We start from the raw sequence: 14090 nt of genomic DNA on the forward strand, positions 1-14090 counted from the left end.
GTTGTGAGAGATACGTGCCCTGCATTCAATACGATTCTTATAATATACTCGTATCTGATAGAAGTTACAGCGGTAAGTATGCATGTGTAGTGAACGGACAGTCCAGATAAAATGAAAAGAATACCATGCGAATTGGTCTCTGATACCATCGTATCGATTTCGGTTACAGAGAGAAACGTTCTGCTCACGCTGGCGGCAGGGAATCGCCGCCCCTCCTCGCTCATTCGTTTCCTCACTCACTCGTCCAGCGGAAGACGCTTTGCGACTTCCGAGCCGTTCGCTCACAGGTTCGCGAAGGCCTCGCACGACTCCCTCGAGCGGTTCGCCATCGGCTCCCCGCTCTCCAGTGCGCGCCACCGCCCGTTCTGCGAAGCACTTTCCCGAAAGACCGCATGAGGTACCATCGTTCACCGACCGATGTCAGCTAACGCCGATCCCTCCGTCGAGATCCGTCGCGCGACCCACGACGATTACGAAGCCGTCGTCGACTTCACGAGAGACATCTGGCCCGAGCGCGGCGGCGACTACATCCCGCGGATCTACCACGACTGGCTCGAGGACGAGCCCGGACAGGGCAAGAAGACCTTCCTCGCGGAGGTCGACGGCGAGGCCGCGGGGATCGTCCAAGGCGTGATGCTCACCGACGACGAGGCCTGGTTCCAGAGCATGCGCGTCGCGGCCGACTACCGCCGACAGGGGGTGAGCCACCGGCTGAACGAGGCGACCTTCGAGTGGGCCCGCGAGCGGGGCGCGACGGTCGGCCGCGTAATGATCTTCTCGTGGAACGCGGCCTCCTTCGGCGCGGCGCGGGCAAGCGGCTACGAGCCGATCACCGAGTTTCGCTTCGCCCACCCCGACCCCGATCCGGACGCCGACGGGCCGGCGTCGCACGCGGTCTCGAGCGATCCCGCGGCGGCGTGGCGGTACTGGACCCACAGCGACGCGCGCGAGTACCTGTCGGGGCTCGGTCTGGCACCCGAGGAGTCGTGGGCCGTCAGGGAACTCGCTCGAGACGATTTCGAGCGGCTGGCCGACGAGACGGCCGTCTTCGCGGTCGAAGACGAAAACGGACTCGCGGGGACTGCCTACCGATCGCGAACGTACGAGCGGCCGGTCGAGGATGATGATTCGAGCGACGACAAATCGGACGCGGACCCGCAAACCGAGACGTGGGCCGAGTACGGCCTCGGCGCGTGGGCGGACGTCGACGCCGCCCGCTCGCTGTTCGCCGCGATCGCTCGAGACGCGGCCGACTGCGGGGCCGACGAGACGCGGGTGCTGATCCCTGAAACGCCCCGGCACGTCACCGACGCGCCCTACGCCGGCGTCGGGATCGCCGACGAACCCGATTTCGTATTAGGGATCGATCTCAGCGGGAAGTGACGGGGCGGTGTCGAAGGGGCCGGTGCCGCGATTCAATTCGAATCAGGCGCTACCCGCCGCTGACCGGCGGAAACAGCGCCAATTCGTCTCCCTCCTCGAGTTCCGTCTCGAGGCCCTCCTCCTCGACCAGCACGTTCGTCCCGTTGCGCAACACGTTGATCTGCGATCGCAGGTCGCCGTCCTCGAGCACGCGCCCCTCGAGTTCGGGGGCCGCCTCGAGCAGCGCCTCGAGGGCATCGCCGACGGTGTCGCCGGCCGCGGTATCGACGGTCACGTGTTTGTCGCCAGCGCGTTCGGCGAGATCGGCGAACAGTTTCCACTCCGTGGGCATACGTGGCGCTATCGGTGCCGGCGGCAAGTAGCTACCGCTCCTGTGGTTGTTCCTGTTCGCGATCGTCCCGTTCGTCGACGACAGTCTCCCGCGCTCGCTCCTGCTCGCCGCTCCGGTCGCCCGCCTCGACCAGCGTCCGTTCAGTCACCCGTCGGAGCGCGTCGGGACGACCGAGCACGTAGGCGACGTCGCCGGCCGCGAGTCGCTCGTCGCCGGCCGGCAGCGGCAGGTACTCGTCGCCGCCGTCGCCGTCACTGCCGTCGGGATCTCGCTCGAGCCCCAGCACCAAGACGGGCAGCGAATCGATTGCCAGCCCGGCGAGCGGGTCGGCGGTCCCGACAGCGACGGTCGTGACCGTCTCGTCGGCCGTCCGGAGCAGGGAGACGAGGTCCCGCTCGGCGTCGGGGCTGCCCGGCAGGGTCACGAGCCGGTACTCTCGACCGGGCTCGAGGTCGCGGGCGTCCTCGGCGTCGAGGGCGACGGTCGCAGTGTCGTCGGCGGTCGCCCGCAGTTCGCCGCCGGCGACCCGCCGAGCGGTGCCGCCCTCGTCGTCGCGCGCCCAGATACGGACCGCGTCGCCCGGGCTGGCGTCCGCCGCGGGGTCGCCGGAGAGGGCGACGGCGACGGTCCCCGGCGCGAGCGTCGCCCCGATCCCCGCCGGTCGGCTCCCCACCGCGAGGTACTCGACGGTTCCGTCCGCGGCGAGGTCCGCGTCGACGTGGCCGATTCCGTGATCCCGCTCGAGGCGGACGATCAGTCGCTCGCGGAGTTGGTCGACGGAGAGCCGGCGCGGGAAGCGGAACGTCTGGCCCGCGAGTTCGGCTTTCACCGACTCCTCGACGGCGTCGTAGCCGTCGATGTCGCCGATCTCCTCGGGCAGTTCGACGCTGACGACGCGGCCGGCCGAGCGGACGAGCTGGGTGACCTCTGTGATCGTCCGCGGCGTGGCGACCATGAACACGTCTCGAGCGAGGTAGTCACCCAGCCGCCGGCCGACGTCGGCGGCGACCGCGCTGGCGGTGAACGCAGCGACGGTGTAGACCGCGGTACTGGGATCGGTCAGCGGCGTATCGCCGATGATCGCCTGTTGCAGGGCGGATTGGGTGTTCAACCAGAGCGCGACTATCGCGACGCCGAAGAGGACCGCGACGCCCTCGGGGACCGCCTCGGTGCTGTACCAGCGGAAGACAAACGCCACGGCGACACTCGCACCGGCCGCGAGCAGTGCGAACCCGATGATCCCGACGAGCGCTTCCAGCAGCGTCTCGGACGAGAGCAGTTCGGTCGAGACCAGTTGTACAACCCGAAGGGCTACCACGGGCGCTCACCCCCAGTCGTCCCCCCGGCGCGGGCGTCGATCGCGGCGTGGCTCATCGGGCGATCGCCTCCGCGAACGCTTCGGTGGCGTCCTCCGGCCCCGCGACGAACGCCTCGTCGCCGGCCTCGAGTCGTCGTTCGATGCCGGGGCCGAACACCCAGCCGTGGCGGCGACCGCTCGTCTCGCTGCCCTGCCGTCGCACCGCGAGGATCGTCACGGCCGCCGCCGACGCGGTCTCGTCGTCCGCACCGGCCGCGCCGACAGTGAACCGACGGATGGCGTACCCCTCGCGCTTGACCAGCGCGAGCGCCTCGAACTCGCGGCTCGTGCCGCGAGACCGCACGACGAGTCGCGGCGAGTCGGCCTCGAGGACCGGCTTGATGTCCCGCCGCGCGACGGCGAGGGTGACGCGTCCCGGCCCGCCGGCCGTCGCCGCGTTCGCCCTCGAGGAAGGGGCGACCACCTCGTCGTCTTCGCCGCCGTCGGTCGCGACCTCGTCCGCCACGGGCTCCGCTGGGACGGCGGCCGCGGCGCGTTCGTCGTCGACTTCGGTCCGGGCGCTCAGCACCCGTCCGGTGATCGAGCGATCGCCGGTCCGGACGGTCACCTCGTCCCCGCGGGCGAGCCCCGTCGGGACCAGCGTCGCGATCGAGACGGCGCGCTGACCCGCCGACACCCGCCGGGAGAGGCTTCCGGACGGCGGTGCCGCCACGATAGTCGCCCGCCCCTGTTCGTCGATCGTGACGTCGATGTCCGCGAGGTCGTGTTCCGTTCGGAGTCGCTCCTCGAGGCGGGACGCGAGTTCCGAGAGGGGGAGGTCGGCGGGGAGTCGCCACGAGCCGGCCTTGAGTGTCCGCCGGAAATCGGGCGATAGCGGCGGGTATCCCTCCATGTCGTGGATCTCGCCGGTCGGGCGCACCGTGACTTGACCGACCGAGCCGACGAGTTCGACGACGTCGGCCGAGAGGGTCCGCTGCCGGAGGCGGGTAAAGGAGAGCCGGCGCGGCAGTTCGGCCCCGAGTTTGTCGCCCTGATTGTGGGCGTAGAGCGCGAGCATCAGGACGACCAGCACGGCGATCAGCAGCTGCGGCGACTTGGCGATCGTGGGTTCGACGAGGCCGAGCAGGCCGCCCTGGACGCTGGCGATCGACAGCGCGAGGACGACGACACCGAACCCGGGCAGCGTGACGCCGGTGAAGTACCGCACGAGAAAGCCCAGCGAACCGGCGACGAACGCGGGGACGATGCCGGTCAGGAGCCCGAGATAGAGCCCGAGCAGCACTTCGATCAGCAACTCGACCGGAAGCGATTGCATTGTGTGTCGGTGGGACGGAACCGTTAAATCAGCACCGACAGCGAACCGAGCGGGGCTGGAGCGCCGGTCGAACCGCGACGGAGCCGTCGCCGGCACCGGGACGTTCCGGCCGCAGAGCGGCCGGTCGATACCGAAGACGTTTATCCCGTACCGACGCTCATCGGTGTGTATGGTCGACGACGGGTCGCCTCGAGCGCGACTACCGGAGAACTGGCCGCGAGTCCTCACGACGCGAGCGGCCGTGATTCTCGTCTTGCTCGTCGCGCTGCTCTCGGTCGCAACCGCGGTCTTCAACATCGGGACGAACAACGTCGGCGGGCCGCTTGCCGAATACGTTCCCGAGGCCGTCCAGAGCGCCGCCGCCTTCACGGGTGCGCTGACCGGGTTCCTGATGGTCGGCAGCGCGCTCGCACTCCGGCGCGGCCTGCGGACGGGCTGGTGGGCGACGCTGCTCTTGCTCCCGTTGACCGCGGCACAGGGACTCCTCCAGTCGAGCCCGTACTCGCTGCCGCTGGTCGCCCTGTCGGTCGTTTCGATCCCGATACTGCTGTTCACCCGCAAGCGCTTTACTAAACCCCTCTCGCTGTCGACGACCCAGATCGCGGCCGGCGCGTCGCTCGTCGGCGTCCAACTGTACGGCACGATCGGCGGCTACGCGCTCCGGGAGAATTTCGACGGTATCACCAGCATCCTCGACGCCTTCTACTTCACGCTGATCACCTCGAGTACGGTCGGCTACGGCGACGTGACGCCGAACCCCGGCTCGACCGAGGCGATGCTGTTTACGATGTCGGTGCTCGTCCTGGGCGTCGCCAGTTTCGGTATCGCCATCGGGGCGCTCGTGGGCCCGGCGATTCAGGCCAGAATCTCGAAAACACTCGGAAAGATGAGCGACTCACAACTCCAACTCCTCGACGACCACATCCTCGTGCTCGGCTACGGCGAACTGACCGAACCGATCGTCGACGAACTCGCGGACGCCGGCCGGCAGTTCGTCGTCGTCACCAGCGACCGCGAGGCCGCGACGACCCTCACCGACCGCGGCCTCGCCGTCGTCAGCGGCGACCCCAGCGACGAGGAGCCGCTTCGCCGCGCGAAAATCGACCGCTCGGCCGCGATCCTCGTCGCCACGAACCACGACGCCGAGGACGCCCTGACCGTCCTCACCGCGCGCGAACTCGCGCCGGACACCCGCATCGTCGCCGCCGCGACCGACCGCGAGAACACGAAGAAACTCGAGCGGGCCGGCGCCGACGCCGTGATCAGCCCCGCGATGCTCGGCGGCCACCTGCTCGTGCGGTCGGCGCTGGGCAGCGACGAGAGCGGGCTGATCGATCGCATCCTCGAGCGGGAGTAGCCCGCACAGGAGGAGGTCGGACGAGCCGTTCGGTCGAACTTACGGACACATTCGGGACAGTTGATCGGCGTCTCACTCCCAATTGACCAACCGGCGTGCGGTGGCGCGCGCTGGCCGCGGCGAACCGACGGGTGAGCCGCGAGCCAAAGATGTGCGAGGGATGAGTGAACGAAGTGAGCGAATCGGTTGGGGAGGGCGTGGCGATTCCCTGTTGCCACGATAGCAGGACGCTTCGTTGCACGCGGACGGTTCGCCGCACGTGATTCCAGCAGCAATTCCTCGATTCCATCAGCAGATAGGTGGATAGACGCAAACGTCCGCTACCGGTGCCGACCGCGGTGGACGATCGCCACGTCGGCCTCGAGGTCGCTGAGCTTCCGGAACGTCGGCGGGGAGACGAACCGCGAGGCGGCCGACCGGTCGGTGCTCGAGCCGACGAAGCAGACGTCGTACCGGGGCGCGGTCCGGCCCAGATAGGACTCGACCGACGCGGTGGCGACGTGGGTCTCGAAGGGGCCCGGAAACGCGTCGACGAGATCCGCGAGGGTCGCCTCCGCCGTGCGGCGGCGCGACTCGGCGTCGATACAGGTACAGACGCTGACCGGCTGGCCGGACTGGGACACGCGGATCGCGAAATCGAGCATTGCTCGAGCGGTGTCGCCGGCACCCCGGACCGCGACGAGGCTGTTCTGCCACCGCCGTCGTCGGGTTCCGTTCGACCGGAACGCGATCACGTCGATCTCGCTGTCGAACAGCCCCGTGATGAACGCCGAGAGTCCGCCGTCCTCGCGTTCGGCGTACGGCGCGACGATGAGATCGCAGTTCTGTTCGCGGGCCGTCTGCAGGACGAGCCCCGCCGAGAGCCCGCCGTCGGCCGCGACGACGACCTCGCAGGGAACGTCGTACGCGCGCTCGAGGTCGGCGGCGATCGACTCGAGGCGACGAGCGGCGTCGCCGGCCGCGCGTTCGGTGGGGCTCGCGCCCGTTCGACCATCGCTCGCGCCGGCGGCGTCGCGTTGCCGCTCGGCGTCTTCGTCGTCGATCACGTCGAACAGCACCACTTTCCCGGCGTCGTGTGCGCCGGCGATCGACGCGGCGAAACGGGCGACCGTCTCCGAACAGTCGTGCATCGGGACGAGCACGTGATCGTCCCCGCTGGTCGTCTGGTAGAGGTAGCGAGCGCGCTGCTCGTAGAAGTGGCGCCGCCAGACGACGAAGGCCGCCGCGACGAACGAACTCGAGACGACGATCCCGAGGACGTAGGCGAGTTGCGTGTTGCCGGTCACGAGGACGAGCAAAGCGGTCGAGAACGCCGTCGGCTCCTCGAGGTCGAGCGCCCACGTACAGACGCCGGTAAAGAAGATGCCGAGGGCGGCCCCGGCCGCGTTGACCCCGCCGGCGTGCAGCCCGACGGCCGCCGCGAGCGACAGTGCGAACCAGCCACAGAGCGCGCCGACGGTCATCCCGCCGACGAACTTCGACGGCGTGGCGTACTTCCCCTCCGGATCGGCGAAGAGCGTGTAGGTTCCGGAGGCGAGCGGCGGGAACAGCAGGAACGAGATCGCCGCCGTCATGTTCGCCAGCCACGTCACCGCGGCGATCAGCAACGGAACGAACACCAGCACCGAGAGGTGGACGAGATTGCCCGTGTGCTCGAGCCACCGCAGGACGGCGTCGAGTTCGCGTCGCTCCAGCCGACGGAGTCGTCTCGCGAGCGCGTACAGCCGCGCTCGCACACCCTCGAGCATAGCTTTCCGTTGTTCGGGCAGCGACCAAAACCGTTCGGCTTCGCTCGAGGTCGGCGGGCCGTTCCCGTCCGGCTTCTACTCCGGTGCGCCCTCGAGAATGGCGACCCCGCTCGAGGCCCCGATCCGTTCGGCTCCGGCCTCGAGCATCGCGATCGCGTCGTCGTAGCTGCCGACGCCGCCGCTGGCCTTGACGGGGAGGGACTCGCTCATGAGTTCGACGTCGTCGACCGTGGCACCGCCGCCGGCGAAGCCGGTCGAGGTTTTGACCATCGCCGCGTCGGCCGCGGCGGCGGCCTCGCAGGCCCGCCGTTTCTCGGCGTCGGTCAGGAGCGCGGTTTCGATGATCACCTTGACCGGAATCGGCACCGCGGCGACCAGTTCCGCGAGCTCCGCCTCGACCGCGTCGTCCTCGCCCGCTCGCAGTCGGCCGACGTTGATCACGACGTCGAGTTCGTCCGCGCCGTCTTGCCACGCCGTAACTCCCTCCTTGCGTTTCACCGCGGGCGCGTGCTGGCCGTGCGGGAAGCCGATCACCGTCGCGAGAGTCACGTCGGGTGCGTACTCGGCGGCCGTCTCCACCGCGTAGGGCGGGATGCAGGCGTTCATGCCGTGCTCGGCGGCCGCATCAAGGACGTCTCGAACGTCCTCGAGCGTCGTCTCGGGGCCGAGGACGGTGTGGTCGATCAGGGGGGCGAGTTCGCTGCGGTCCATACACGGGCCGACTCGCCGGACGAAGAAAAAGCCGCCCACTCGAGTCTGCGAGGTCGTGCGGAGCCGGACGATCAGCCTGCAACGGTCTGGCTATCAGTCACCGTGAGATACCGTCGGACTGTCGTGACGAAGACGACGCCGAGCGCGGTCCGTTCTCGCCGGGTCCCATTGTGTCACTCGTCCGGGAACGCTTCGGCGGGACCACCGATGACCCGTGGACCGCCCGAGACCGGCTCTTTTCCGCCGCACGTACCGTCTGCGCTGTCGCGAGCGTCAGATGTGTTCGATTACACGAATATCCGATAATCGGAAAGTGTTAGTCGCTGGTGTGAGCTATTCCACCCTATGGTATTACCCGAGGGGTTCGTCGTCCCGCCGTGGTACCTGCTGGGGCCGGTCATCGTCGTTCTCGGCGGTGTCATCGCGCTGTTGTGGGCGCTCGAGCCGCCGGTGACCGATCGGACGGTCATCGCGTTCGCGCCGTGGATGATGTTCGGCGCGTGTCTCCACGTCCTCTACAAGTTGGGTGCGTTCCCGGCGACGATCGAGCCGCTGTTTACCGCGCCGATGGTCTACGCGGTGACCGCGACCGTCGCGGGAATCGTCTGGATTATCGCGATCTTCCTCCACGTCGGCGGGTTACAGCCGACGATCCCCCGGTTCGTCGGCATCGCCGGGACGGCGTTTTTCACCGTCTTCACGATGTTCGCGCTCTCGCTCGGTCTCGAGGCGGGGACGCTTGAGCCGTTCTGGCCGGTCATCGCCGTCGTCGTCGCCGGCATCGTCACCGCGGTCGCGTGGATCGCGCTGAGTCTCTGGTTCACCGATATCGCGACGACAACGAGCGCGACGGGCGCGCTCGTCGTCTTCGGACACACCTTGGACGGCGTCACGACCGCGATCGGCTACGACGTCCTCGGGGCCGGCGAGGACGTGCCGCTCTCCTTGCTGATTCTCGAGGCCGGCGAGGCGCTGCCGACCGCGGAGTACGTCGGTGCGAGCTGGCTGTTCGTCCTCGTCAAAGTCGTCCTCGCGATGGTCATCCTCGGCCTCTTCCGGGAGTACGTCGAGGAGGCCCCACAGCAGGCTCGGACGCTCCTCGCGCTGGTCGCCGCGGTCGGGCTCGGACCGGCCGTCCACAACACGCTGTTGTTCGCCGTCGCCTGAGCGTTCGATTTCCACCGCAACCGCGTGACTCCGCCGCGTTGTCCCTAGATTTTTGCCGGGCGGAGCCGTCCTCCCAGTAGTCTCGAATGGATCCGATCACGGTACTCGCCGCCGGTCACGTCAACTGGGACGTGACCCTTCGCGTCGACAGGTTTCCCGAACCCGACGGCGAGGCGGCGATCCGCTCGCAGCGCCAGTCGGGCGGCGGGAGCGCCGCGAATGTCGCCGCCGCACTCGCCGGACTCGAGGTCGACTCCGAACTGATCGGGAGCGTCGGCGACGACGACCACGGCCTGCTCGCCCGCCGGGAACTCGAGGCCGCGGGCGTCTCCCTCGAGGGCGTCCGCGTAATCGAGGGGGCCGAAACGGCCGTCAAGTACCTGCTGGTCGACGAGACCGGCGAGGTCGCGATACTCGGCAACGACGGCGTCAACGAGGCGGTGACGCCCGCGGACCTCGAGCCGGCACGGATTCGGGCGGCCGACCACGTCCACCTCACGGGCCAATGGCCGGAGACCGCCGCTGCGATCGCACGGATCGCGAGCGAGGCGGGCGTCTCCGTCAGTTTCGATCCCGGCCGCCGGATCGGCGATCGGGACTACGGCGAGGCGCTCGCGCTCGCGGACCTCGTCTTCGTCAGCGACCGGGAGGCCGCGGTGCTGCTCGAGGCCGACGCGATCGATGCGGCGACCGACGAGCGGATCGTCGTGGTGACCTGCGGGGCCGACGGGGCGGAAGCGTACACGCCGAAGGGCACGGTCGTTCATCCCGGGTTCGACATCGATCCCGTCGACACGGCCGGCGCGGGCGACGCCTTCGCGGCGGGATTCCTCGCGACGTGGCTCGCGGAGCGCGAGATCGACCGCGCGCTCGCGGTCGGAAACGCCTGTGGTGCGCTGACCGCGAGCCACAACGGAGCGCGGAACGCACCGACGAAAGGGGCGGTCGAGGACGTTCTCACGCGCCGATCCTGACCGGTGTCTTCTTACGTGCTCTCCGGACCGCGCGAAAGCGCTGCAGTCGTGTGGTTCTCACCGGGTGTTGTCTGACGGTAGTTATATGGACGACGCCGTTGCCCACTCGAGTAACAGTCACGATCCCGTGACTGAGAGACATGACGGAAGGAAGGGTAAACCAGTCCCACGGATGTGACCTTCAACGGCGCATCCAGTACGACCGACGAGACGACGAACCGCCGAGTATTGCCGCTGCAACGGCACTGGCCCGGTATTACGGTGACGATGTCACCGCGGCCAGTACGCAGCTCTACGACTACATCGATCCGGACGCACTCGACAGCCTCTTCGCCGAGACGAATCGGGGCGATAGCCGGTCGGCGGGGACCGTCGAGTTCGAAATCGACGACGCGCTGGTCACGATCCGACCCGAGCGCGTCGACGTGTGCCCGATCGACTGACGGCGACGGGCGGGTCGCCGGGCGAGTGCGGGAAACGGGGGTGATGTCGAGGATCGCCGGGCGAGTCGGTCTGCCTCGGCCCTTCCTCGAACCTTTTTTTGCACCGCCCGCGGAATCCGACGGTATGGCGACCCAACCACACCTGCTGGTCGACGACGGAGATCTGACGGACATCGCGCTCATTCCGGGCGACCCCGGGCGAGTCGATCGGATCGCCGATCACTGCGACGAGTCGGAAACGATCGCACAGAACCGGGAGTACAAGATCGTCAACGCCACCTACGAGGGGCGTGAGCTGACGATCTGCTCGACGGGGATCGGCTGTCCCTCCGCCGCGATCGCGATCGAGGAGATGGCCAACGTCGGCGTCGAGACGTTCCTCCGGGTCGGGACGACCGGCGCGCTCCAGTCCGGCATCGAGATCGGCGACATGATCGTCGCGACGGGCGCCGCGAAACACGAGGGGACGAGCAAGCGCTACGAGGCCACCGAGTACCCCGCGGTCCCGGACTACGACGTGCTCTCGGCGCTGGTCGACTCCGCCGAGGCGAACGACGAGGATGTCCACGTCGGCCCCATCGTCTCCGACGACGCCTTCTACGCCGAGACCGACGAACACGTCACCGACTGGGAGGACGCCGGCATGTTAGCCGTCGAGATGGAGGCCGCCGCCGTCTTCTCGCTGGCCCGCCGCAAGGGACTGCGCGCCGGCGCGATCTGTACCGTCGACGGCAACCTCGTCGAAGGCACCCAGAAGGGCACCGACACCGAGGACGACGAACTCCCGGACAAGGCGAAAAACAACGTCGGGCGCGCGATCGATCTCTCGCTCGAGGCCGCGACCGAACTGTAAGCGGCTCCGAATCCGACCGCCCGTTTCTACTCCTTCGAGCGACCGAACAGCCGCTCGCGGAGCGACCGCGTCGTCGGCCGCTCGGCGAGCAACACGGAACACTCGAGGTCGTCGACGACGTCGAAGACGAGCGAGCCGCGGACGAGCCGGGAGAGCAGGCCGCGCTCGGTCGCGCCGATGATCACGAGCGTCTCCCCGGCGGCCTCGCGGGCGATCGCACCTTCGACGTCGCCCGAGGTGTCGACCGTCAGCACGGCGTCCCCGATATCGTGGTCGGCGGCCCACTCGGTGAGGAACGCCTCGCCGGCCTCGCGCTCGCTCTCGTCGTCGACGACGTGGAGCAGGTCGATCGAGGCACCGGTGGCCGAACGCAGGGTTCTCGCGATCTCGGCGCTGAGATCGGAGTCCGGCCCGCCGGCGGTCGGCAGCAGAATCCGGCTGGGATCGTAGCCCCGGTCTTTCAACACGAGGAAGTCACACGGGAGGTCGCGGGCGAGTTCGTCGAGCGGCTGTTCGGCGCGGCCCACGGACCACGGCCGGTCCCCGCCCCAGCCCATCACGACTTGATCGGCGTCGTACTCGCGGGCGGCGTCGAACACCTCCTCGACGGAGCGATGCGAGGCGATCGTCGTCGTCTCGATCTCCACGTCGCGGGCCGCGGCGTGCTCGCGGGCCCGCTCGAGCAGTCTCTCGGATTCGGTGTCGATCCGTTCGACACCGCGCTCGAGCGGCGTCTGGTCGGGGACCTGTACGACGTGGACCGCGTGGACGATGCCGTCCCGTTCGGCGGCGAGCGTGCCGGCGAACTCGATCAGGTGTCGCTCGGTCCGAGGGTTTGCCAGCGGGACCAGCACGCGATACTCGCCCGAACCATCGGGTCTGGCCGCGTTCGCCGCCGAAACCGCGACGTCCGGCATCGCCTCGGACCGGTCGAGGATGTACTGGCCGAGGACGCCCTGCCGTGGCGTCTTCGAGCGCGCGTACAGCGCGTACCACAGCACCGCGACGGCGACGAAGGCGAGGCTCAGGCCGATCTCGATCGGGTCCATGAACCCGATGAGGCCGAAGGAAAGCACCGCGCCGACGATCGGCGTCACCGGGTAAAACGGCACCCGGAAGTCCGGGTCGTAGTCGGGCACGTCGGCCTGCCGGAACGCGATCAGCGCGAGGTTCATCAGGCCGTAGACGATCAGGTGGAGCACGCTCGCCGCCTTGGCGAGGATCTCGAGGTCCTGTCCCAGCGCGGCGATGAACACGACGATGACGCTACCGGTCAGCAGGATCGACCGGTACGGCGTCGCGTACGTGGGGTGGATCTCGTTGAGTCTGTCCGTGACGATCTTGTCCCGGCCCATCGCGAAGTTGATCCGGGCCGACGAGAGGATCGACGCGTTCGCGCTCGAGGCGGTCGCGAGCATCGCGGCCAGCGAGATCAGGGTGACGCCGACGGCGTCGAGCACGGGGATCCCCGCGAACGTGATCTCGGCGACCTGTGAGACGGGCACGCTGTCGTCGAGTGCGTGCCACGGGACGATGCCGACCATCGTGCCGACGAGGACGGCGTAGATGGCCGTCACGACGGCGACGCTGCCGATGACCGCGATCGGGAGGTTCCGACCGGGGTTTTTCAGTTCCTCCGCGACGGTCGCGATCTTCGCGTAGCCGAGAAAGGAGACGAAGACGAGGGCGGTCCCCGGGAGGATCGCGCCGTAGCCCGCGTCGGTCGGCGCGAGCCCGTCGGTCGTCAGCGTCCCCCAGTTGAAATGCAGAAAGCCGGTTGCGGCGAAGATCGTAAGGATGCCCAACAGGACCGTGACGATCACCGTCTGGACGCCCCCGGTCTCCTTCGCGCCCACGTAGTTGACGCCGACGAACAGGAGCCCGGCGATCAGGGCTCCCAACTGGATGTCCGTCAGCGCGAACAGCCCGAACTCGAGGGTCGGCAACGCGAGCACCGTGCCGGCGAGCAGGTCGGTGAGATAGCCCCCGAAGCCGATGCAGTAAAACGCCGAGGCGAAGGCCAGCCCCATCCAGTCACCCATGCCGGAGATCGACCCGAACAGCGGGCCGAGACCGCGGTTAACGTAGTAGTAGCCGCCGCCGGCTTTCGGCATCGCCGTCCCGAGTTCGCTCACCGCTAACGCGTTGACCATCGCGATCGCGCCGCCGATCACGAACGAGATGACCACGATCGGACCGGCTTCCTGTGCGGCGGCCCCGGGGAGGACGAAGATACCCGCGCCGATCATCGTCCCCATACCGATCGCGAGGGCGGACAGGAGCCCCAGGTCCTTGGCGAGTTCGTCGTCACTCATCGGTCTGGCATCGCCGCAGTGTGATTCGCGGCCGATCCGCGCTCGAGCGGGGTCGATGGTTCCGCATACCAGTGCCGTCCCGCCGGCTCGCGGCGGGCCTCGCGGGGTCGTCCTCGATCATTTGTGTGGTCCTTTCCGCGACACCGGTATAAATAATCCGATATGATTGGGGATA

At 68.4% G+C, this 14090-nt stretch carries 12 protein-coding genes; 6 read left to right on the forward strand and 6 right to left on the reverse strand.

Annotation, left to right across the window (positions count from 1 at the left end):
• The first annotated feature begins 417 nt into the window (after nt 1-417).
• Nucleotides 418-1383, forward strand: coding sequence for a GNAT family N-acetyltransferase (locus ACT4ML_RS05505; RefSeq protein WP_444719960.1), 966 nt, complete (start codon nt 418-420; stop codon nt 1381-1383).
• A gap of 49 nt (nt 1384-1432) precedes the next feature.
• Here the strand turns inward: ACT4ML_RS05505 and ACT4ML_RS05510 are convergent, their stop codons facing one another.
• The 3 genes from ACT4ML_RS05510 to ACT4ML_RS05520 are packed head-to-tail and all read right to left on the reverse strand — an operon-like array spanning nt 1433 to nt 4347.
• The gene (locus ACT4ML_RS05510) at nt 1433-1714 is read right to left on the reverse strand and encodes a ubiquitin-like small modifier protein 1 (protein ID WP_444719961.1); all 282 of its coding nucleotides are present in this window, start codon (nt 1712-1714) and stop codon (nt 1433-1435) included.
• A gap of 31 nt (nt 1715-1745) precedes the next feature.
• Nucleotides 1746-3032: a potassium transporter TrkA gene (locus ACT4ML_RS05515; RefSeq protein ID WP_444719962.1), complete on the reverse strand. Its 1287-nt coding sequence runs from the start codon at nt 3030-3032 to the stop codon at nt 1746-1748.
• A 52-nt stretch (nt 3033-3084) separates the two neighbouring features.
• Nucleotides 3085-4347: a potassium transporter TrkA gene (locus ACT4ML_RS05520; RefSeq protein WP_444719963.1), complete on the reverse strand. Its 1263-nt coding sequence runs from the start codon at nt 4345-4347 to the stop codon at nt 3085-3087.
• Nucleotides 4348-4516: 169 nt separating this feature from the next.
• Here ACT4ML_RS05520 and ACT4ML_RS05525 point away from each other — a divergent pair, with 169 nt between their 5' ends.
• A complete protein-coding gene (locus ACT4ML_RS05525; protein WP_444719964.1) occupies nt 4517-5704 on the forward strand; it encodes an NAD-binding protein in 1188 nt (395 codons plus the stop codon).
• A 320-nt stretch (nt 5705-6024) separates the two neighbouring features.
• On the opposite strand, the gene ACT4ML_RS05530 is transcribed toward ACT4ML_RS05525, so the two are convergent.
• Both ACT4ML_RS05530 and deoC read right to left on the reverse strand, forming a co-directional pair.
• Nucleotides 6025-7452 (reverse strand): universal stress protein, encoded by a 1428-nt coding sequence (locus ACT4ML_RS05530; protein WP_444719965.1) that lies wholly within the window; start codon nt 7450-7452, stop codon nt 6025-6027.
• 75 nt (nt 7453-7527) lie between these two features.
• Nucleotides 7528-8163 (reverse strand): deoxyribose-phosphate aldolase, encoded by a 636-nt coding sequence (gene deoC / locus ACT4ML_RS05535; protein ID WP_444719966.1) that lies wholly within the window; start codon nt 8161-8163, stop codon nt 7528-7530.
• A gap of 345 nt (nt 8164-8508) precedes the next feature.
• On the opposite strand from deoC, the gene ACT4ML_RS05540 reads away from it, so the two are divergent.
• The 4 genes from ACT4ML_RS05540 to ACT4ML_RS05555 all read left to right on the forward strand — a co-directional run bounded on the left by ACT4ML_RS05540 (nt 8509) and on the right by ACT4ML_RS05555 (nt 11600).
• On the forward strand, nt 8509-9330 hold the full coding sequence (locus ACT4ML_RS05540) for a DUF63 family protein (protein WP_444719967.1): 822 nt from the start codon (nt 8509-8511) through the stop codon (nt 9328-9330).
• An 86-nt stretch (nt 9331-9416) separates the two neighbouring features.
• Entirely contained in the window at nt 9417-10304 is an 888-nt protein-coding gene (locus ACT4ML_RS05545; RefSeq protein WP_444719968.1) for a carbohydrate kinase family protein, read from the forward strand.
• A 140-nt stretch (nt 10305-10444) separates the two neighbouring features.
• Nucleotides 10445-10747, forward strand: coding sequence for a HalOD1 output domain-containing protein (locus ACT4ML_RS05550; RefSeq protein WP_444719969.1), 303 nt, complete (start codon nt 10445-10447; stop codon nt 10745-10747).
• A gap of 124 nt (nt 10748-10871) precedes the next feature.
• Entirely contained in the window at nt 10872-11600 is a 729-nt protein-coding gene (locus ACT4ML_RS05555) for a nucleoside phosphorylase (protein ID WP_444719970.1), read from the forward strand.
• Between the two features lie 26 nt (nt 11601-11626).
• On the opposite strand, the gene ACT4ML_RS05560 is transcribed toward ACT4ML_RS05555, so the two are convergent.
• The gene (locus tag ACT4ML_RS05560; protein WP_444719971.1) at nt 11627-13915 is read right to left on the reverse strand and encodes an amino acid permease; all 2289 of its coding nucleotides are present in this window, start codon (nt 13913-13915) and stop codon (nt 11627-11629) included.
• Nucleotides 13916-14090 lie beyond the last annotated feature (175 nt).

The sequence above is a fragment of the Natrinema sp. LN54 genome, assembly GCF_052439245.1.
GTDB lineage: Archaea > Halobacteriota > Halobacteria > Halobacteriales > Natrialbaceae > Natrinema > Natrinema versiforme_A.

What these genes read in the sequence shown, in the direction of transcription:
- ACT4ML_RS05505 (WP_444719960.1), top strand. Translation starts at nt 418, where the DNA reads ATGTCAGCTAACGCCGATCCCTCCGTCGAGATCCGTCGCGCGACCCAC.
- ACT4ML_RS05510 (WP_444719961.1), bottom strand. Translation starts at nt 1,714, where the DNA reads ATGCCCACGGAGTGGAAACTGTTCGCCGATCTCGCCGAACGCGCTGGC.
- ACT4ML_RS05520 (WP_444719963.1), bottom strand. Translation starts at nt 4,347, where the DNA reads ATGCAATCGCTTCCGGTCGAGTTGCTGATCGAAGTGCTGCTCGGGCTC.
- ACT4ML_RS05525 (WP_444719964.1), top strand. Translation starts at nt 4,517, where the DNA reads ATGGTCGACGACGGGTCGCCTCGAGCGCGACTACCGGAGAACTGGCCG.
- ACT4ML_RS05530 (WP_444719965.1), bottom strand. Translation starts at nt 7,452, where the DNA reads ATGCTCGAGGGTGTGCGAGCGCGGCTGTACGCGCTCGCGAGACGACTC.
- deoC (WP_444719966.1), bottom strand. Translation starts at nt 8,163, where the DNA reads ATGGACCGCAGCGAACTCGCCCCCCTGATCGACCACACCGTCCTCGGC.
- ACT4ML_RS05540 (WP_444719967.1), top strand. Translation starts at nt 8,509, where the DNA reads ATGGTATTACCCGAGGGGTTCGTCGTCCCGCCGTGGTACCTGCTGGGG.
- ACT4ML_RS05545 (WP_444719968.1), top strand. Translation starts at nt 9,417, where the DNA reads ATGGATCCGATCACGGTACTCGCCGCCGGTCACGTCAACTGGGACGTG.
- ACT4ML_RS05550 (WP_444719969.1), top strand. Translation starts at nt 10,445, where the DNA reads ATGACGGAAGGAAGGGTAAACCAGTCCCACGGATGTGACCTTCAACGG.
- ACT4ML_RS05555 (WP_444719970.1), top strand. Translation starts at nt 10,872, where the DNA reads ATGGCGACCCAACCACACCTGCTGGTCGACGACGGAGATCTGACGGAC.
- ACT4ML_RS05560 (WP_444719971.1), bottom strand. Translation starts at nt 13,915, where the DNA reads ATGAGTGACGACGAACTCGCCAAGGACCTGGGGCTCCTGTCCGCCCTC.